The sequence below is a fragment of the Faecalispora sporosphaeroides DSM 1294 genome (assembly GCA_000383295.1).
Lineage (GTDB): Bacteria > Bacillota > Clostridia > Oscillospirales > Acutalibacteraceae > Faecalispora > Faecalispora sporosphaeroides.
This window is the reverse complement of sequence record KB911066.1, coordinates 519,338-539,387: the sequence shown is the minus strand read 5'-3', so window position 1 is coordinate 539,387 and position 20,050 is coordinate 519,338. Positions and strand designations below refer to the sequence as shown.

Sequence of the window (20,050 nt, the reverse complement as noted above, 5' to 3'; positions counted from 1 at the left end):
TTTATGAATGATCCTGAAATCAATCTGTTAAGGTCCTTGGAAACAGAACAGCAAAACCCAAGAACGATGACAATCGACAAGGCCTCAACTTTAGAGATGGTAAAACTGTTGAATGAGGAAAACCGCAGGATTACGGATGACATTGATGAGCAGGCGGAAAACATTGCGAATGCGGTCGATATCATCACGTTCCACATGAAGCGCGGAGGGCGCCTGATCTACATTGGAGCGGGAACAAGCGGGCGGCTGGGCGTGCTGGACGCGTCCGAATGCCCGCCGACATTTTCCGTCGCACCGGACAGATTTATCGGGCTGATCGCGGGGGGCGACGCCGCAATCAGAGACGCGGTGGAGGACGCCGAGGATGATCCTTACGCCGCGCAGGCCCAGCTTCGTGATATTGCCCTTTGCGGCAACGATGTCGTTTGCGGAATAGCCGCAAGCGGCAGAACGCCTTATGTGATCGGCGCGCTGCAATACGCCGCAAGCATCGGCTGCAAGACCATCTGCGTATCCAACAATAAGAACTGCCAGCTGGCCGAATACAGCGACGTAGCCATAGAGGCCGTGGTCGGCCCGGAGGCGTTAAGCGGGTCAACCCGGCTCAAGGCGGGAACCGCTCAAAAAATCATTTTGAATATTCTCTCTACCGCAACCATGATTCAGCAGGGAAAAACATACGGAAATCTGATGGTGGATTTGAGCGCCAGCAACCGAAAGTTACATGACAGAAGCATCCTCATTCTTGGCAAAATCTTTCCGGAGAAAACGCGGGAGGAATTCGAGGCGGCCCTTGAGAAGGCAAACGGCAGTGTGAAGCTTGCGGCGGCAATGATGCGAACCGGAAAAAGCGCCGAAGAGACGAAAGTTTTGTTGTCTCAATGTGACGACAGCCTACGAAAGCTCTTTGAGCTTGTCCTTTCAGGGGATAAGAACGATGCATAAGATCAGCGCGGTGGCCGTTGACCTTGACGGGACGCTCATTACAAGCCGTGGAGACGTCTGTGGCAGCGACATGAAAACAGCCGAAAGGCTTGGGGAAAATGGCGTAAAGCTGATCATTGCCACCGGCAGGCACATCCGCTTCGTCAGGCCCTGTCTCCAATGGCTGGGGTTTCGTAATGTGACGGGGATTGTTTCTTTAAATGGAGCCTGTCTGATCGACACGAACAGCAGCAGTCCGTGGAGCATCCGTTATCTTCCTGAAAATCAGGTGAAGACCTTCTTTGAATGGATCTCCAAAGGCCAATATCCCTGCACGGTATATACGGAGGAATTGCCGTATTACCGCAGAGACGACCGCCGGCTTTTTGAAAAGGATTCCGCTTTCTTCAGGAACGGGGTGCCGCTGTATTGCCACGGCGCAGATTACGGATATATCGATGAGCTTCACGGCTCGCTGAATAACAGAATCCTCAAGTTCGCGGTGACGAAAATTCCGCTCGAAAGGCTCGAGGAATTCCGGCGCAGCTTCAGGGAGTCCGGCCTTTGCATCTACGAGCGGAAGGACGGTACCTTCAGCGCGGAGATACAGCCTTACGGCGTCAATAAATTAAAGGGTCTGGAATCGGCCGGAAGAAGGTACGGGTTTTCACTGAAAAATGTTCTTGCCGTGGGCGACAGCAACAATGATATCGACATGCTGTCCTCGGCAGGCCGGGCGGCTGTTCCGTCGGATGCAGAATTGCTCGACGGCGTAATCGACAGATGGAAGGATGGCACCGCCAGCCTGCTGGGAAGAAGCGTGTTCATTGCGGCCGATCATGACAATGGCCCGCTGGCAAGCGCTGTTGAACATTTCAGTTCATTATTATTTTAATTTCTGCTTTTGCAGACGAAGGAGGAAAAAGCAATTGATCGGAATCATTTTGGCGGGCCATGGCGGCTACCCGGGCGGACTTCTCAACGCGGCCCAAATGCTCTTGAAAGACATCCGGCAGATGAAGGCCGTTTCACTTTTGGAGGGTGAAAGCGGAGAAAGCTATTTGAAGGAACTCAGGGATGCGCTCGGCGAGGTGGAGGACGGCGACGGAACCCTCATTCTTGCGGATTTTGTGGGCGGAACCCCGTGTAATTGCGCAACGCAGCTGGTCACCGAATCTGTCAGGCTGATTGCGGGGATGAACATGCAGTTTTTGCTGGAAGCGATCGTGTCGCGCGAAGAAATCAACGATCCCAAAGCCCTTGTTCAGGAGTGCCTGGTGTCTTCCAGACTCGGGTTTCAGGATTTGAGCCAAATCATACTCGAGAAAAGAAAAGAGGAAGAATGATGGCATGAACGCATTGGATTACGGAAAAAAAATCATCGATTCGCATGTGCGGGACAAAGAGATTCCCGGGGCCTGTTTTGCGCTCGTCACCCGGGAGGGGACGCGGTTTGGATGCGCCGGATACAAGTCTCTTGTGCCGCGGCTTGAGGAAGTCTCGAACGATACCCTGTATGATCTTGCAAGCGTGACGAAGGCGGTGTCAACCACAACCGTGGTGCTGAAACTGATCGAGGAGGGCTGCTTCACGCTTGATACGCCGCTTTCGGATTTGCTGCCGGATTTTCCCCACAAAAAAGTGACGATAAAGCAAATTCTGACGCATACGTCCGGCATATGTCACGACGACAAGGCGTACAAGGCGTTCTATGGGAAAAGCGATATTTGGAATTTCTTCAAGAACAAACCTCTTGAATTTGAACCCGGTACCGATCTTTCCTATTCGGATTTCGGGTACATCGCGCTTGGATTTGCGGCGGAAAAGTTTGTCGGCAGTTTGGAAACATTCTCGGAGAAAACCATTTTTCAGCCGCTGAAGATGAACGAAACCGTATACCGCCCGGCGGCCAAGGGACTTGGGCACAGATGCGCTCCCACCGAGCAGACCGCCGACCGCGGGATTATCTGCGGCGAGGTTCATGACGGTAAAGCGTGGAGGCTTTCGGGCGTGAGCGGCAATGCCGGGCTGTTCTCTACCACGGCAGATCTTTCGCGCTTTGTGCTCATGCTGTTAAACGGCGGCGAATGGGACGGAGCGCGCATCCTGTCCGAATCTACCGTAAATCTTTTGAAAAGGTGCTATACGCAGGGCTATTCCGCCCGCAGAACGCTCGGGTGGATATGCAACGATCCCACCGCAAAATTCGGGGATTATTATTCCGATGTGTGCCTGTTTCATACCGGCTTTGCGGGGACGTCGGTCTATGTCGATTTTGTCCGCTGCTGCGGCATCCTGTTGCTGACCAACCGCATTCATCCCAGCCGGGACAATGTGAAAATTCAGGAGATCCGCAACCAGTTCCACAATGTGGTTTTACTCCATTTTGACGAAGAAGAACGGCTCAAACAGAAAGGGGAATAAATGATGCCTATTGTTATGGCTCGTGTTGACGAAAGATTAATTCATGGACAGATGGCGCTTGCCTGGCTCAGAACCTATAACGCGGACTGCGTTATCGTAATCGACGACGGCAGCGCGCACGACGCAATGAAAAAAATGCTGCTCGAAATGGCGGCCGGGGTGATCAAATGCATTGTTTGTGATGAAACGGCCGCCAAGGAAAAAATCGAACAGAATATAGGGAAAAAGCTGTTCCTCTGTGCGGGGAACCCCTCTGTGTTTCTCCATCTGCTCCAAGAGGGCGTCGCGGTGCCGCAGATCAATATTGGGGGGATTTACGATAAGCCCGGCCGCACCAAGCTGTACAAAACCATATTTCTGGACGACAAGCTCAAGCAGGATATTCTTTCCCTGGAGGCATTCCCCAATACCAAGGTTGAGCATCGTCAGGTTCCGCGGGATTTTGAGGTTGACATTATAGCCGACCTTAAAAAATAGATTCAAAAGAGAAAAGGGGGATATGAATGAACACGGTTGAAATTATCCTGCTGAGTCTTTTCATCGCCTTTATGGCCATGGAAACGTACTGGTGGGGCGGCACCATCTACATAGCCCGGCCGGTTTGCGCGGGCCCGATTATCGGCCTTATTATGGGCGACCTGCAAACAGGCCTTATATGCGGCGGCATGATCGAAATGGTGTTCCTCGGAGGACTTGCGATGGGGGCCTATTCGCCCCCGAACTCTTTTATAGGCGGAATGGTCGGAACGGCGCTGGCCATTATAAGCGGGGGAAACATTGAGCTGGGCGTTGCGCTGGCCTACCCAATCGGGCTGCTTGTTCAGTGGCTGAACTACCTCGTGTCGAACCTCAATCTGATCTGGGTGGAAAAAGCGGAAAGCGCGATCAAAAAATCCAAGGTAAAGCAGTTTGAATTCTGGCATTACATGTCCATCTTCAGCAGATTGATCATTCAGTTCTTTCTGCCAACGGTTATTGCGCTGCTCGTCGGTTCCACAGTCATTCAGAATTTCTATGATTCGCTTCCCGTTTTCATTATTAACGGACTCAAGGTAGCCACCGGGATTCTTCCGGCAATCGGAATGGCGTCCATCCTTGCGGTTCTTGGGGTGAAAAAGGGCTGGCCCTACTTTCTTGTGGGATTTTTGCTGGCCTCATACATGAAGCTGGACATTATGGCCATTGCATTGCTGGGCCTTGCCATCGCGGCCATTCAGTACCGCGCCAATACGGAGCAGGCAGATGCGCAGGAAGCGCCGCAGCAGGACGAAAAACCGGCAGGGGTGCTGAACAACAAGGACCTCAGACGCATTTTCTTCCGTTCCTTTACCAGCTCCGGTTCCTTCAATTTCAAGAACTACAACTCCATAGGCTATCTTTACAGTATTATTCCGGGCCTGCAGAAAATCTATAAAGACAATCCCGAAGGATATCAGGAGGCGCTTACCCGCAATACGGAGTTTTTTAACACACACCCGTATTTTGCGAATCTGATTATGGGGGTTTCGCTCGCGCTGGAAGAAGAGAACTCCAAAAACCCGGAATTTGACGTTACCGCTATTTCTTCCACAAAGGCAGCCCTTATGGGGCCGCTCGCCGGAATTGGGGATTCCGTATTTCAGGGAACCTACCGCGTGCTGTTTTCGGCAATCGGCGCGGGTTTTGCTATGGACGGGAACCCGATTGGGCCGATCATTTATATCATTCCGCAGATGGCGCTTGCATGGGGAAGCCGCTGGGGCTTCCTGAAAGCGGCGTATCGGTCCGGCATCAATCTCGTCGTCAAGCTCCGCTCCTCCAACCTGTTCCAGAGCTTTATAGAAGGCGCCACGGTTGTTGGGCTGATGGTCATTGCGGCAATGACGGCAAGCTTTGTTTCGCTTAAACTCAAGCCGGAATGGGTATATGTTGCCGAAACCGCGAACACCGCTGCCAAATCTGTCTCCCTGCAAGGCGTGCTCGACGCCATATTCCCCAATTTGCTGCCCGTACTGATTGTAATTGCCATGTATAAAATTATGGAAAAGGTCAAAGGCGGGGTTTATTGGTGCCTTGGCGGTACCTTTGTAATTGCGTTTGTCGGGGTGCTCATAGGGTTGTTCTAAAATTGATGAAAAGAAGGATATCTGAATGGAAAAGAGCAAGCTGCTTCAGTCTATCAAGGGCGGGCTGATTGTCTCGTGCCAGGCCCGTAAAGGATGGGCGATGCATGGTTCGGAAATCATGGCGGCATTTGCCGCCGCCGCTCAGGAAGGCGGCGCTGTGGGAATACGGGCAAACGGTCCGGAAGATATTGCCGCAATCAAACGCCGCGTGCAACTGCCTGTGATCGGAATTCAAAAGCACTGGACGGATGAATACGAATCCTACATTACGCCCACCCTCCAGGATGCTGTCGGTGTTCTGAAGGAAGGGCCGGAGATCCTAGCGATCGATGCCGGAAACCGCACGCGGCCCAATGGGGAGACCTATTTGTCGATTCTAAAGCAAATAAAGGCGGAATACCCGGAGGTGCTCGTCATGGCGGAAATCGCAACTTTCGATGAAGCGAAAGCGGTGGTAAATTCCGGATGCGATCTCATATCGACAACGCTTGCGGGCTATACACCCGAAAGCGCGGGCGTGGAATTGCCCGCCATTGGCCTGATATCGCAAATAAAGGGAATCACTGATCTTCCGATTATAGCCGAGGGTGGAATCAAAAATGCGGAGCAGGCGGCCGCCGCGCTGAAAGCCGGCGCACATGCCGTCGTGGTTGGCACGGCAATCACCCGGCCGGAAATCATCACTTCTCGATTTGTCAAAGGCATGAAGAGCAGCCCGCAGGCCTGAACGCGCTGCCGCGCAAAAGTATTCGGAATTCCTTTTTGTGGGCTTCCGAATACTCAAACCGCGGATGGTATCGTTTTCTATGCCGGCGGCCCGCATGCGCTTTGGCAGTGCGGAAGAGGCGGACTGTAATTTAAAAGGAAGGATGAAACGCTTCTGTCTGCATTTGAGGCGGAAAATCCTTGCGTGAACACTTCTAAAAGGAAACTGAAATTATGAAAATCATCTCTGCACCAGATTATGAAAGCATGAGCAGAAAAGCGGCCAATCTGATTTCCGCGCAGGTCATTCTGTATCCCCGCTCCGTTCTGGGCCTGGCAACAGGTTCGACTCCCCTGGGGATTTACAAACAGCTGGCGGACTGGTACCGCAAGGGCGACCTCGATTTTTCAAAGGTGCATACCGTTAATCTGGACGAATACTGCGGCCTTCCGGCCGGCAGCGAGCAAAGCTACCGGTATTACATGGAAAGCAATTTCTTCCATCATATTAATATTCCGGCGGAAAACTATAATCTTCCCAATGGAAACGCGGAAGATATCGAAGCGGAATGCATTCGGTACGATAAGCTGATTTCGTCACTTGGGGGGATCGACCTCCAGCTGCTGGGGATCGGGCACACGGGGCATATCGGATTCAACGAGCCGGATCAGAGCTTTGACAAGACGACCCACCGCATCAGGCTGAGTCGGCGCACCATCGAGGCCAACGCACGCTTTTTTGAAACTCCCGAAAAGGTGCCCGAATATGCCGTCACAATGGGGATCAAGGCGATCATGCAGGCAAAAAAGCTGCTGCTGGCCGCCTCGGGGGCCGAAAAGGCAGAAATATTGTACCGTGCGCTTTTCGGCCCGGTAACGCCGGAGCTTCCGGCATCTATCCTGCAGTTCCATCCGAATGTGACGGTGGTCGCCACAGAGGACGCTCTTTCCGTGATTCGCAGGCAGGAGCCGAAGCTTCTTTGAGAACCGCGAACAGCACTGGAGTTCAGTAAAGCAACAAGGAGGATTCTTTATTTTGATACAGTTTGATCATATCGTTCAGGATCCCGAAGGCCTGCATGCAAGGCCCGCGGGCAAGCTCGTCAAATTTGCTCAGGCATGCAACTCTGAAATCAGGATTTTGTCGGGGGAAAAGACGGCGAGTGCAAAAAAACTGTTCGCGGTCATGGGGCTTGGCATCAAACGGGGTGATACCATCACCCTGTTAGTGGAAGGGGAAAACGAGAGCCCGGATTGCGAAAAACTGAAGGCATTCTGCAAAGAATCGATTTGAAACAGGGGGCAGGGAATGAAACGAGTTCAGGGAATCGGCGTCTCGGGCGGGATCGCGATCGGCCCGCTCGTGCTGCTGAATCAAGGCGGCACCGGCGCCAGAAAAGAAACGGTCGAGGATGTGACGGCGGAGTTTATGCGCCTGGACACGGCGAGAAAAGAGACAATCCGTGAGCTGGATGAAATCTATCACCGGTCCTTAAAGCTGGTGGGGGATGAGAATTCCTCCATCTTTCAAATACACAGTATGATGCTGGAGGACGAGGACTTCCTCGCGGAAATTCGGGAGAAGATAGAAAACGAGCGGGTCAACGCGGAATATGCGGTCTGGGAAACCGGCAAATTATTTTCCGAACGCTTTGCTCAAATGGATGACTCTTACATGCAGGCGAGAAAGACAGACGTGATCGATATTTCCTCCCGCCTGATCCGGGTGTTGGAGCGCAAAAGCGAAGAAAGCCCCGCCCCGTTTGCCGCCCCCTCTGTGGTTTGCGCTGAGGATCTGATGCCCAGCGATACCATCCAGATGGATACCGCCCGCGTTTTGGCCTTTGTGACGCGGGAAGGCTCCATGACCTCCCATGCGGCCATTCTGGCAAGAACTCTTCAGATTACTTCGGTGGCGGGGCTGGGGAGCGGTTTTTCAGAATTAACGGATGGCGTCACCGCAGTGGTCGACGGTTTTTCGGGAGAGATTTTTTTGGAGCCCGACGAGGCTCTGCTGGCAGAGTACCGCGTCAAGCGGGATGCCTGCGCCCGTGAGCGCGAAAGCCTTCGGAGCATGGCCGGGCAAAAGGCGGTCACGCGAAGCGGCCGCTCCATCGAGCTCAATGCGAACATCGGCCACCCGGGAGACGTGGATGGAGCGCTGGAGAACAGCGCCGACGGAATCGGTTTGTTCCGCAGTGAGTTTCTATATATGGAAGGGACTTCGTTCCCGACGGAGGAGCAGCAGCTTCAGGCGTATAAAACCGTTCTTGAAAAGATGGGGAATAAGCGCGTCATCATCCGAACGCTCGATCTGGGCGCGGATAAACAGATTCCGTATTGGAACCTGCCGAAGGAGGCAAATCCAGCGCTGGGGTGCCGGGCAATACGCATCTGCCTGAAAAATGAGAAGATTTTCCGCACACAGCTGAGGGCGCTGCTGCGCGCATCGGTTTTCGGGAATCTGTCCGTTATGTTTCCCATGATCATTTCGATTGACGAAGTCAGGGCCGCGAAGAAAATCGTGGAGCAGGTAAAAACGGAACTGCGCGCACAGGGGCTTCCGTATTCGGAGCATGTTCCGTTCGGCATCATGGTAGAAACGCCGGCTGCGGCGCTGGTAAGCGATTCGCTTGCAAAAGAAGTGGACTTTTTCAGCATAGGAACCAACGACCTGACGCAGTATACTCTGGCGGCGGACCGTATGAACAGCTCGATCGCGGAGCTTTATGATCCGCGGCACCCGGCGGTGCTTTGGCTGATAGAGACGACTGTGCGCAGCGCAAAGCAGGCGGGGATCGAAGTGGGAATCTGCGGAGAATCCGCGGCAGATACCGGTCTGACCGCGTTTTATCTGAAAATCGGTGTGGATGAGCTTTCCGTTGCGCCCTCCCGCATTCCGGAAATGAAAAAGGCGATCCGCGAGCTCGATCTCTGACCGGTGCGAACATCTTTTGAGGGAAGCGGCAGGTTCCTGTTTTGAGTGGCTCGGTTTCAGAAGAAACGGAAGATGTTTTGACGGCGGGCAGAACAAAGAATGGATATCCTTTACGGGAATCCATTCTTTGTAGATAAATATTTGCGCGGCGTCGCCAACAACCCGTTTCAGATTGTAAAAGGATATCGGATCTCCTTGGCGGCTCGGCGAATCCCTTGCCGGTAGGTACGGGCGCTGCCGCCGCTCGTAAATAACAAGCCCTTGGGAAGGAGAGAATCAAATTGATTTTAAAAAACGCCAGGCTTTTTGACGATGATTTTGCGGTCGTGCAGGCCGATATTGAAACGCGGGGAGACAGAATCGTGCGAATCGGCCATGAATTGACAGGCGCGCAGGTGTGTGATCTGCGCGGGTGCCTGATTTTGCCGGGCCTTGTGGACATTCACATCCACGGCTGCGCGGGGGCGGATACTTTTGACGGCACTCGGGATTCCATTGCGCGCATGGCCGCGCATCTGGTGCAAAAGGGAGTGACCTCGTTCTGCCCGACCACCATGACAGGCTCTGCCGAACAGATTGCGACCGCGCTTTTTGCCGTTCGGGACTGCATGGAGTACCCGCCGCAGGGAGCGGCTGTTTTAGGCGCGCACATGGAGGGGCCGTATCTTTCGGAAGGAAAGAAGGGCGCGCAGCGGGGCGACGCGCTCCGCTCGCCGGATTTTGCGGAATTTCTACGGCTTTATCATGGCTGCGGCGGTGCCATTCGCCTGGTGGACATTGCCCCGGAATGCGAAAACGCCAGGGAATTCATCACCCGGGCCTCCGAGTTCTGCACGGTATCCGCCGCCCATTCCGAAGCGGACTACGACACGGCGATGCAGAGCTTTCGGTGGGGGATCACCCATGCGACGCATCTGTTCAACGCGATGACGGGTCTTCACCACCGGCAGCCGGGGATGGTCGGGGCTGTGTTCGATGCTCCGGATGTCCGCGCGGAGCTGATCTGCGACGGGCTGCATGTCCATCCGGCGGTGCTGCGCACGGCCTTCCGTCTGCTGGGGGAGGAGCGGAGCGTCGTCGTCAGCGATTCCATGCGGGCGGCTGGCCTGCCGGACGGGGAATCGGAGCTGGGAGGGCAAACGGTTTTTCTCAAAAACGGAGCGGCCCGTCTGGCGGATGGGACGCTTGCGGGCTCCACGACAAATCTGCTGGACGAAATCAGAAATTTGGTGCGGTTCGGCGTTCCGCTGCGGCAGGCGGTGCGGTCGGCCACGATCAACCCCGCCGCCGCAATCGGAAGGGACGGCGAGATCGGCTCGATCCGGGAGGGGAAACGCGCGGACTTTACCGTTGTGGACGAAGCGTTCGGTCTGCGGTTGGTCATGACCCGCGGAGTGATCGCCTATGAGGCGCCGCCAGCCGGTTTCTCCGTTTGCGGCCGGCTATCGCCCTGATTTTGCTCCGATAAGGATTAGGCGTCAATGAATCGTAAGGAATAGAGAAAGAAATTTCCGCACGTCCCTGACGAGTCTGCCGTTTCAGGGGGATCGGTCAAACGGTGTTTGCAGTGCGGTGGAGCGCACTGCACTTTCTTTCTGTATGCAAAAATTTCTTCCTAATACCTGATCAATTTCCTAACATGATATTGAGAATTTCAAGATCGGTGCCTTTCATGCCTTCTCTACCCATACGGCCAATGTTGCGAATGGTTGTTTCTACATCGTCATTGACCAAACCCTCGCCAGGTTGGAAGGAACGCTCATGCAGGCTCATTTTGATTCCCAGCAGCGCGGTTTGGAGCGCTGTTGAAATCTTTGCTGCACAGGAGGATTTCGCTCCATCGCATACCATACCGCTCACTGTGCCGATTGTGTTCGTTATCGTGCTGCACAGCACATCATACGGATAATCCAGAAGATAGCAAATTCCGCAAGCTGCGCCGCAGGCCGCGCTGACAACGCCGCAATAGGCGGACAGGCTGCCGATGTACCGCTTTTGAAGAATGGCAACCAGATTGGATACTACCAGAGCCCGCAGCAGCTTTTCCTGTTCGGCGTGATATTCCTGTGCATAAATGACCACCGGTACGCTTACCGTAATTCCCTGATTCCCGCTGCCGGAATTAATAACAACCGGCAGTGCGCAGCCGCCCATTCGGGCATCCGAGCCGGCAGAGGCATACGCTCTCGCCCTCAGGCCGACGGTAGGCTCGTGAGAACCGTCCAGAAGCACTCTTCCCACTTCTGCGCCATACGGATTCTTCAAACCTTCCTCGCAGATTGCCATATTGTATTGAATCTGCGGCTCAAGAATCGGCGCTACATCCTCGACAGATACCGCGTCTGCAAATTCCACGATGTTCCGCAGCGTCAGCAGGGAACGGTCTCCCTTTGGCTCAGAGGAGTCCGAATGTTCCAGTCTTATTTGAACCGGAATTTTCTCCCCATCCTTTTCCATCCGGGTAATATTTTTATGGGTGTCCTGAATTTCGACCAGTGCCTGATGCCCGCCGCCCCACACCTCTATTACAATATAAAGGTTGGAAACGTTCTGAATCAGTTCGCAGGTGCAAAAATTCGACTCGCTCAGCCTTTTGGCCTCGGCCCGGTTCTGCTCCGTTACGGCCTCCAGCACCTCCAGCTCGCGGTCGGCTTCGCCTCCCACAATACCCAGAATGGCGGCGATTGCCACACCGCGCATTCCTCCGGAGTTCGGCACCGTGACACCCATGACGTTCTTGATGATATTTCCGCTGCTGCGAACGACGCACCGCTCCGGCATCGCGCCCAGCAAATCGCGTGCGCGGGCTGCCGCATAAGCAATGGCAATCGGTTCTGTGCAGCCCAATGCAACAATCAGCTCTTCCTTCAAAATTTTGAGGTGATTTTGGTAATATTCTGTATCCATAATAGTATTCCTCTCTGTAGAGTCAAGTAAGCTCTCTACTGCTTGCCCAAAAAACAAAAATTGACTTTCATCGTTTTGCTTTCCGGCGGGCGAGAAAACGCTCGGTTCCAAAACAAAAGAAACATTGAAACAACAAAGAATGATCTGTATAATAAAAGAATGAATAAATCAAATGATTGTAAGGCGGAGTGCAAAAGATGAATTTCTTAAATTTGCAATACTTTGTCACGGTAGCAGAGGAGCTAAGCTTTACCAATGCCGCAAAGCGGCTGTATATTTCACAGCAGAGCCTGAGCAATCATATTTCAAAGCTCGAAACATACTATGGCATCAAGCTGTTCGACCGCGGAATTCCTATGGCCCTAACCGAGGCCGGCCAAGCTCTGCTGAGGCATGCAAAAACAATTCTGATTCAAAAGCGCGAGGCAGAGCAGGAGTTGGGAGACATCGCCAATTTTTCAAGCGCAAACCTTACGATCGGTATTCCCGTTACCCGGGGAACTGCCATGCTGCCTCTCATCCTGCTGCCATACCATAAAAAATTCCCTCAGGTCAATCTGCATCTGGTGGAAGGAACTACTTCGCAAATTACAGAGGCCCTTCTTCAGGGCGCAACGGATCTGATTATCGGCTATCACCCCATCGAGTTTCCTCAGGTTCACAGCATTAACCTGTACCGGGAAACCTATTCTATCGTGATTCCCAATGATCTTTTAACAGAAAAATTACAAAATACCGGACGAGATCTGCCCAAAGGTCCGGCCCCCATTTCCCTGTTCAAGGACTTTCCATTTATTATGCAGTCTGCACACACATTTTCGGGCAAAATTTTTCAGGATTGCTGCAGCGCGGCGAATATGACTCCTCATGTGATACTGGAAACGGAAAATCTGCTGACCTGCGTTTCTCTGGCGGTTGTCGGTATGGGAATCTGTATCTGTCCGGATACCTTTCTGCACAGCACCACTTTGCTGAAATCCGAAACGCTGTCCGAGGTGACGCTGATTCCGCTCGACTATCCCGCAGGCCAGTACGATATTTCTATCAGTTATCTGAAGAACAAATACCGCACGCGCGCGCTAAAGGAATTCATCACAATGACGCGCCAAACTTTCAGCTCAGATCAATCGTGATGCTTTCGACGGACTCCTTTACCTTTTTCACATATTCCAACATGCTTTGATCCAGTGGGTAACGGATGACGCAGCCGGGGGTAAGAATCAGGTGACGCCCGTTGGTGTGCTTGCAGCATTCAAACACCTGATGCTGAATGGCGTTCTTATTGCGGGCGGTGATGTCCGCACGGCTCAGGCCGCCCATCAGGCATTTTCCGGTCAGGGTCAGTGCCTCGTCAATGGCCGGCAGCGTTTCCCATGCATGCCAGTTAAAAATTGGAACGGGATAATTTTTGAGAATTTCAAACATGATGTTGTTGCCGTGCGCGTGCAGAACGTTCATCCATCCGCCGCTCGCCGCGTTCAGTACCCGAAGGTCATACGGCTTTCCGTATTCCTCGTACAGCTCGGCAGTCATAACGTCATACGAGCTCATTTGCGAGGCAAAGAACACGCCGTCCGCACCAAGCCCGATCGCCGCCTTTGCAAGGTTTACGGTGGTTTCCGTAATCACCTCGAGGGCGTGCTTCACCTGCTTGTGGCAGCCCTGCTGAATGTGACTGACAAGCTGCTTGTTGCTCAGCTTATCCGCTGTGGTGATCGGGCTGAAAATGGTAAAGATGACGGGTACGTTTTCGCCCTTGAGCTTTTCGAGCAGCAGCTTGAGATAAAGAAGCTCCCGCGCAAGGCTGCCCTCGCTGCAGGAGCAGACGGAAAGCCGGTTCCAGTCGTCAGGCTCCGCAATAGGCGTACTGACCACCTTGGCGACGCCCCCCTTCTGAATTTCGGAATAATCGATCTCGCAGCCGAAATCTTCAATGGCATACATACCGTTATTCATTGTCTTGATGAAATCAATATCCAGCGATTTGTAAAATTCAAACGTATGCTCCGCGTTGAGCTTTGGGTCCAGATCAATTCCCGGAACATGGCTCCAAAGAGAGTACGGAATTTGGTCGGGGCGGGCCCCGGAAATCGCGGCCTGAATTCTTTCTCTTTTATTCATGGCTTACTCCTTTTCAAAAAGTGATGGGCGCAGCCCTTGCCGGTGTCGGCAAGAGGCTGTTTCCATCTGCAAAGGGTCTGCTGTGGATTCGGTGGGGACGGCTTTCCGAATGAGAGCGCTCCCTCCCGATGAGATCCAAAACGAGGCGGACTCTCTTAAATTGTAATAATATCGTTGCGGTACTTGGTCAGGCTTTCAAAACCGGAGTCTGTTACCAGAACCGTGTCGGAATGGCGTACTCCCCCAAGCTCGCGGCTCATCAGGCCGGGTTCTACGGTAAAGATCATGCCGGGCTCAAGCTTCAGCTGATTGCCCTTGGTTACGCTGGGGAATTCGTGGGTGGACAGACCCATTCCGTGCCCGCAGCGGCCCGGAAGAATATCACCGAACCCGTACTTTCTGAAAATCTCCATCGCAGAAAGATACAGGTTTTCAAACAGCTCGCCCGGGCGGATCATGCTAAAGACCTTTCCCCGTGCTTCCAGCATTGCCTGATAAGCCCTTTCTCTGGTCTCGCTGACCTTGCCGACCATGACGACGCGCTCGTTTTCTACGCAGTACCCGCCGACTCTGGCCCAGCTCATAGGCAGAATCAGGTCGCCCTGTGCCGGAACGTGATCGCGCGGGCAATCGCAGCCGTAAGCGATCCGCTCGTTTGCCATGCTCCATACACACAGCGAATCAATCTGCGCCTGCTCCTTGCTGCTGAACCCGGCCACCTCATATTCCTGAAATTTTTCGTGCCAGGCGCGGCGCATCCGGTACTGGCCCTCGGTGCAGGCTTCGGCCTCGTTCATCCCCTTGCGCAGGCACTCGATGTGCGTGCTTACACCAAGGTCAACCAGCTCGGCGGACTTGCGGCATAAATCAATTTCATAGGCATCCTTGACGATTTTCATCATTGCGATGTCGTGGGAAACATCCTCCAGCTCGGCGCTGGGAAAGCTTTTTTGCAGCGCCTTGCAGCTGCTGATGCTGATAAAATCGAATTCCACACCAATTTTTTTTACATCTGCGGCAATTAATTGTTCCATTGCGCCGTTGGCGTTTTCGGAAAGAGCTACATTGTTTCCCCATGCGCCGTACAGCTGGATGTTTTCCATCGTGCTGTCTTCGTGCGCGTGGTCGTTGCGGATGCAATGTACCAAAAGGCATGGCTCCTGATTTTTCGCCAGAAGAAAGTAAGCCGGGTGACTGGTGAGAATCGGATTAAAATTGGTGAAATAAAATACGTTTTCAGGTTGGGAGAGAACAATTGCTTCAATCCCGTTGCGCTCCATTATGGCGCGCATTTTCTCTATTCGTGCCGCTGTGTATGGTTTTGCGTTCATCATAAGAGAATATCCTTTCTGTTTCGAGCAGAGTTTTATTCAGGTAATACCTGATCGGGTTTAAGATAGAAGGATTGGCGCGTTGGGGCCCATCGGTAGGTTGAGAAAATACCACAGCAGCAGCTGAATCATCATCAAAGCACCATACGTAAGTGCAAACGGCATCATATTGGCCAGCAGGGTGCCCACGCCGCATCTTCTGTCGTAGCGCTGCGCCAAAGCCAGCAGCATTACAAAATAAGCGTCGATTGCGCAAATCGGATTCGTAACCGCATCGCCGATGCGGTAAGCCATCTGGATCAAACCGGGGTGGAAGCCCAGTACCATAAACATGGGAACAAACACCGAGGCCAATATGGCCCACTTAGTGGAGGCGCTGCCGATAAATAGATTCAGAAGCATGCACATCAGCATAAACAGAATTAACACCATCCAGATCGGGAATCAGGACACCTTGAGAAGATTGGCCCCCTTGATCGCGAGGATAATTCCCAGATTTGACCAGTTGAAATAGTTCAGAAACTGCGCGATGAAGAACATCAGCGCTATGTATCCGCCCATTCCGGCCATGGTTTTTTCCAACGCTTTCGCAATATCTGAAATTCCCTGGAATTTACCGGACACAACGCCGTATACTGTACCGGGAACAGCAAACATCAGGGCAATAAAGATCGTGATGCCCTTCATCAGGGGAGCGTTCGTTGCAATGGGGGAACCGGTTTTCGGGTCGCAGAGAACTCCTGTAACCACCAGTACAACCACCACAGCGGCATAAGCAAGCACAGACAGTCCCGCCATTTTCAGCGCCTTTTTCTCCTTCGCCGATGTCAACGAAATCGTGTCCTCCGCTTCCAGATCGCTGAAAGCCGGATCATATTTCTCCATCCGAGGCTCCAGCACCTTGAGCGTTAAAACGACGGAAGCAATGGTCAGAATCGGCACGGAAACCGCTGAGAAATACCAGTTAATTGCCGGGGAAAGGCTGATGTTCGGATCAATCAGCTGTGCGGCGGCTGTGGTAAAGCTTGCATTGACAACGTCCCATGCGGTAATGATCAGGCTGGACGCATACCCGCCGGACACGGAAGAATAAGCAACAAACATGCCGGCCAAAGGATTTTTTTTCATGCCCATCCAGATCATGGCGCCCAGAGCAGGCATAACCACAAACCCGGCGCCTCCGGCACAGCCTGCCATAATGCTGACAAAGCTGAATGCGGCGATTACCACCGTATCGGAGCCCTTGGAAAAATCGGCAAAGCCCTTCAATGCCGTGTAAAACAAACCGGAATGGTCGCATAAGCCGACGCCCATCATACAGACAAGCACCATTCCCAGTGCCGGCAGTGTAATAAAGTTATTTACAGCCTGAGTAATCATTTTAACCAAGCCGTCAACCGACAACAGGTTATAAGCCGTAACAATTTCGCCCGTAGCGGGATTTACATCGGATACTCCGAACATCGAACAGATAAAGGACAGCAGAATGACCGCGATGGACAGCCAAATGAACAGCATCATCGGGTGCGGAATTTTGTTTCCCAAATTTTCCGTTCCCTTTAAAAAGCGTTCAAAGCGACTGGGTTTCGCGGTAGAGGTGTGTTCCATTGATTGATAAACCTCCCTTTTTAACCCCTTAATAATGTGATTTTGTACTAATTCTGCAGCGCTAACAGATTATTACTGTATTTAATATAGCAGTAATCGTTGAGTACTGCCAACAGGTTTTTACAATATGCTACAATCATTTTGTTGTGTCTGGATTTTTATATCATTAAATATTGATGTTCTTAAAAGTGTTGGAGGATACCTCTCTTACTACCGAATGTTTACTTTTAATAAGAATACGAAGGATATTGCCTGCAAAGGGTGGTATCCTTTCTGTTTTCAGGTATAATAAACACGATGATACCGAAAAGAGAAGGATGATGAAATGACTCACTCTCATAGAAATTCCAATCACTTAGCCAGGGAGAAAAGCCCCTACCTTTTACAGCATGCCAATAACCCCGTCGACTGGTTCCCGTGGGGAGAGCAGGCGTTTGAGAAAGCCAAACGCGAGGACAAGCCCATCTTTTTGAGCATCGGCTATTCCACGTGCCATTGGTGCCATGTGATGGCGCATGAATCCTTTGAGGATGACGAGGTCGCCGCGGCGCTCAATCAGGGGTTCGTGTGCATTAAGGTGGACCGCGAGGAACGGCCGGACATCGACGCGGTGTATATGGCGGTCTGCCAGGCCATAACCGGCTCGGGCGGGTGGCCGATGACGATCCTCATGACGCCGGAGCAGCGCCCGTTCTGGGCGGGAACCTACCTGCCCAAACTGTCTACGTTCCGTTCCACCGGTCTGTTGGAGCTTCTGGCGCTCATCCGCGAGCAGTGGAGCACGAACCGCCGGCAGCTTCTGAGCGCCGGGGAAGAAATTACAAAATACCTGCGCGAGCAGGCCGGTTCATCTCCCGAATCGGCCGAGCCGGAGCTGGATTTGCTCCGCGGCGCCGTCGCTCAGCTGAGCGTCTCCTACGATTCCCGCTGGGGCGGCTTTGGCGGTGCGCCCAAATTCCCGGCGCCGCACAATCTGCTGTTCCTATTGCGCTATTCCGTGCTGGAGGGGGAGGAATCCGCGCAAAAGATGGTGGAGCATACGCTGGCTCAAATGTTCCGCGGCGGGCTGTTCGATCATATCGGCGGCGGATTCTCGCGTTATTCCACCGATGTGAAATGGCTGGTTCCGCATTTTGAAAAGATGCTTTACGATAACGCCCTGCTGGCGTACGCGTATCTCGAAGCCTATGCCGTTACCGGCAGGCCGCTTTACCGCAGCGTGGCAAAACGCACGCTCGACTATGTACTTCGTGAGCTTACGGATGAACAGGGTGGTTTTTACTGCGGGCAGGATGCGGACAGCGACGGAGTCGAGGGCAAATATTATGTCTTTACCCCACAGGAGGTACAGGGAGTTTTGGGGAAAGAAGACGGCGAGCGCTTCTGCAGCCGCTTTGGCGTAACCGAAGCGGGAAATTTTGAGGGGAAGAGCATTCCGAATCTGCTGGACTTTTCCGCGTATGACGAAGAGAACCCGCATATTGCGCAGCTGTGCCAAAAGCTGTATGCGTACCGGCTGGAGCGCACCCGCCTGCACCGCGACGATAAGGTGCTGTCCTCCTGGAACGCGCTGATGATCGCCGCTCTGGCCAGAGCGGGGTGGCTGCTCGACGAGCCGGAGTACCGACAGGCGGCGCAGAGGGCGCAGCGCTTTCTGGAAGAAAATCTGGTGGATGAGCGCGGGAGGCTGTTGCTGCGCTGGCGGGAGGGAGAAGCGGCAAACGACGGCCAGCTGGACGATTATGCCTTCTACGCCTTCTCTCTGCTGGAGCTGTACCGTTCCACGTTTGATTGCTCATATCTTCGTCGTGCCGCGCAAATCGCGGAGCAGATTCTGGAGCTGTTTTCCAGCGCGGAGCAGGGCGGCCTGTATCTCACCGCCGATGACAGCGAGCAGCTGATCAGCAGGCCCAAGGAGGTATACGACGGTGCGATTCCCTCCGGCAATTCTGTGGCGGGAGAGGTTTTTGTACGCCTTGCCGCGCTGACGGGCGAAGAACGCTGGCGGCAGGCCGGTGAGCGGCAAATCCGTTTTCTCTCCGGATGGATCAAGGAGTACCCGGCCGGGTATGGAATGTCGCTGATCGCGCTTTCTGCGGTGCTTTATCCCTCGCAGGAGCTGGTCTGCACCGCGCAGGGAGAGGAGGCGTTCGGGGAGGTGCGCGATTTTCTGCGCCGGCATTCGCTGCCGAACCTGACGGTTCTGCTCAAATGCGCGAAAAATGAGCGTGAGCTGGCCGCCGTGGCTCCCTTCACGGCGGAATATCCGCTGCCGCAGGAGGGCGTGCGGTATTACCTTTGCCAAAATGGCACCTGCGCCGCCCCCGTGCAGGAGCTGGATGCAGTCAAGCGGCAGCTTGCCCTTTTGCAGCAGAATGACTGATCAAAAAGGGAATGATTTTGCGTTGGAGAACAAATGAAACAGTGCAATCAGAACAAAGGCTGGCCGATTCGGCCAGCCTTTGTATTTTGAGATACTGTGTGCTATCCTAAATTCAATTGACTGTGTCTTGTGAGGAAGATGCGGACAAACGGAGAGAATAGGAATGGATTCACGAATTCAAACGACGATACAGAGCCTGCAAAGAAACAATATGGACGGCTATTACGTGGAAGATGAAACGGAACTGACTGCGTTGTTAAAAAAGCTGATCCCCGAAGGGAGCAGTGTGGGCTGCGGGGACTCTGTCACTCTGGAACAGACCGGCGTGTTTGATTTTCTGCGAACAGAAAGCTATGTATTTTATGATAAGCACCGCCCGGGGCTTTCCTCAGAGGAGAAACGAAGCATCTATCTGCAGAATTTCGGCGCGGATACCTTCATTACCGGCACCAACGCCATCACGCAGGATGGGAAGCTGTTTCATATCGACGGCAACGGCAGCCGTGTTGCGCCCATGCTGTACGGGCCCGAGCAGGTTATCGTGGTCGTGGGCAAAAATAAAATCACCGAAACGGTGGAGGAAAAATGCCGATTTTCACTGGCT

General features: G+C 53.2%; 16 protein-coding genes and 2 pseudogenes. 14 read left to right on the top strand and 4 right to left on the bottom strand.

The genetic code is table 11. From position 1 onward, the window contains the following. The first annotated feature begins 3 nt into the window (after positions 1-3). The 11 genes from murQ to nagA all read left to right on the top strand — a co-directional run bounded on the left by murQ (position 4) and on the right by nagA (position 10,550). Entirely contained in the window at positions 4-945 is a 942-nt protein-coding gene (murQ, locus tag G340_RS0102775; RefSeq protein WP_020072133.1) for an N-acetylmuramic acid 6-phosphate etherase, read from the top strand. Continuing rightward, positions 938-1,819: an HAD hydrolase family protein gene (locus G340_RS0102770; RefSeq protein ID WP_020072132.1), complete on the top strand. Its 882-nt coding sequence runs from the start codon at positions 938-940 to the stop codon at positions 1,817-1,819. The genes murQ and G340_RS0102770 overlap by 8 nt, the downstream gene beginning before the upstream one ends. Before the next feature lie 34 nt (positions 1,820-1,853). After that, complete coding sequence (locus G340_RS0102765) at positions 1,854-2,270, top strand: PTS sugar transporter subunit IIA (RefSeq protein ID WP_020072131.1); 417 nt, start codon at positions 1,854-1,856, stop codon at positions 2,268-2,270. A gap of 4 nt (positions 2,271-2,274) precedes the next feature. After that, positions 2,275-3,348, top strand: coding sequence for a serine hydrolase domain-containing protein (locus G340_RS0102760; RefSeq protein WP_020072130.1), 1,074 nt, complete (start codon positions 2,275-2,277; stop codon positions 3,346-3,348). A 15-nt stretch (positions 3,349-3,363) separates the two neighbouring features. Continuing rightward, complete coding sequence (locus G340_RS16285; protein WP_177309634.1) at positions 3,364-3,825, top strand: PTS sugar transporter subunit IIB; 462 nt, start codon at positions 3,364-3,366, stop codon at positions 3,823-3,825. Positions 3,826-3,851: 26 nt separating this feature from the next. Then, the gene (locus G340_RS0102750) at positions 3,852-5,453 is read left to right on the top strand and encodes a PTS system mannose/fructose/sorbose family transporter subunit IID (RefSeq protein ID WP_020072128.1); all 1,602 of its coding nucleotides are present in this window, start codon (positions 3,852-3,854) and stop codon (positions 5,451-5,453) included. 25 nt (positions 5,454-5,478) lie between these two features. Then, positions 5,479-6,180 carry an N-acetylmannosamine-6-phosphate 2-epimerase gene (locus tag G340_RS0102745; protein ID WP_020072127.1) on the top strand — a complete coding sequence of 234 codons (702 nt, stop codon included), beginning with the start codon at positions 5,479-5,481 and terminating at the stop codon, positions 6,178-6,180. 212 nt (positions 6,181-6,392) lie between these two features. After that, positions 6,393-7,142, top strand: coding sequence for a glucosamine-6-phosphate deaminase (nagB, locus tag G340_RS0102740; RefSeq protein ID WP_020072126.1), 750 nt, complete (start codon positions 6,393-6,395; stop codon positions 7,140-7,142). A gap of 52 nt (positions 7,143-7,194) precedes the next feature. Next, positions 7,195-7,452, top strand: coding sequence for an HPr family phosphocarrier protein (locus G340_RS0102735; protein ID WP_020072125.1), 258 nt, complete (start codon positions 7,195-7,197; stop codon positions 7,450-7,452). A 15-nt stretch (positions 7,453-7,467) separates the two neighbouring features. Then, a complete protein-coding gene (gene ptsP / locus G340_RS0102730; RefSeq protein WP_020072124.1) occupies positions 7,468-9,096 on the top strand; it encodes a phosphoenolpyruvate--protein phosphotransferase in 1,629 nt (542 codons plus the stop codon). Between the two features lie 281 nt (positions 9,097-9,377). Further along, positions 9,378-10,550, top strand: a complete 1,173-nt coding sequence (gene nagA, locus G340_RS0102725) for an N-acetylglucosamine-6-phosphate deacetylase (protein ID WP_020072123.1) — start codon at positions 9,378-9,380, stop codon at positions 10,548-10,550. Between the two features lie 172 nt (positions 10,551-10,722). On the opposite strand, the gene G340_RS0102720 is transcribed toward nagA, so the two are convergent. Then, positions 10,723-12,003, bottom strand: coding sequence for an L-cysteine desulfidase family protein (locus G340_RS0102720; RefSeq protein ID WP_020072122.1), 1,281 nt, complete (start codon positions 12,001-12,003; stop codon positions 10,723-10,725). Between the two features lie 197 nt (positions 12,004-12,200). Between G340_RS0102720 and G340_RS0102715 the strand changes: the two genes are divergently transcribed. After that, the gene (locus G340_RS0102715; protein WP_020072121.1) at positions 12,201-13,136 is read left to right on the top strand and encodes a LysR family transcriptional regulator; all 936 of its coding nucleotides are present in this window, start codon (positions 12,201-12,203) and stop codon (positions 13,134-13,136) included. Here the strand turns inward: G340_RS0102715 and G340_RS0102710 are convergent. The 3 genes and pseudogenes from G340_RS0102710 to G340_RS17055 form a co-directional block, all read right to left on the bottom strand. After that, a complete protein-coding gene (locus G340_RS0102710) occupies positions 13,117-14,124 on the bottom strand; it encodes a uroporphyrinogen decarboxylase family protein (RefSeq protein ID WP_020072120.1) in 1,008 nt (335 codons plus the stop codon). The two genes, G340_RS0102715 and G340_RS0102710, sit on opposite strands and share 20 nt — an antisense overlap. A gap of 155 nt (positions 14,125-14,279) precedes the next feature. Further along, the gene (locus G340_RS0102705) at positions 14,280-15,416 is read right to left on the bottom strand and encodes a M24 family metallopeptidase (RefSeq protein WP_326522303.1); all 1,137 of its coding nucleotides are present in this window, start codon (positions 15,414-15,416) and stop codon (positions 14,280-14,282) included. A 99-nt stretch (positions 15,417-15,515) separates the two neighbouring features. After that, positions 15,516-17,063: pseudogene (locus tag G340_RS17055) on the bottom strand (AbgT family transporter). Between the two features lie 325 nt (positions 17,064-17,388). Here G340_RS17055 and G340_RS0102695 point away from each other — a divergent pair. Both G340_RS0102695 and G340_RS16275 read left to right on the top strand, forming a co-directional pair. Beyond that, complete coding sequence (locus tag G340_RS0102695) at positions 17,389-19,446, top strand: thioredoxin domain-containing protein (protein ID WP_020072116.1); 2,058 nt, start codon at positions 17,389-17,391, stop codon at positions 19,444-19,446. A gap of 163 nt (positions 19,447-19,609) precedes the next feature. After that, a pseudogene (locus G340_RS16275) lies at positions 19,610-20,026 on the top strand (lactate utilization protein); the annotation flags it as partial. Between the last annotated feature and the right edge of the window lie 24 nt (positions 20,027-20,050).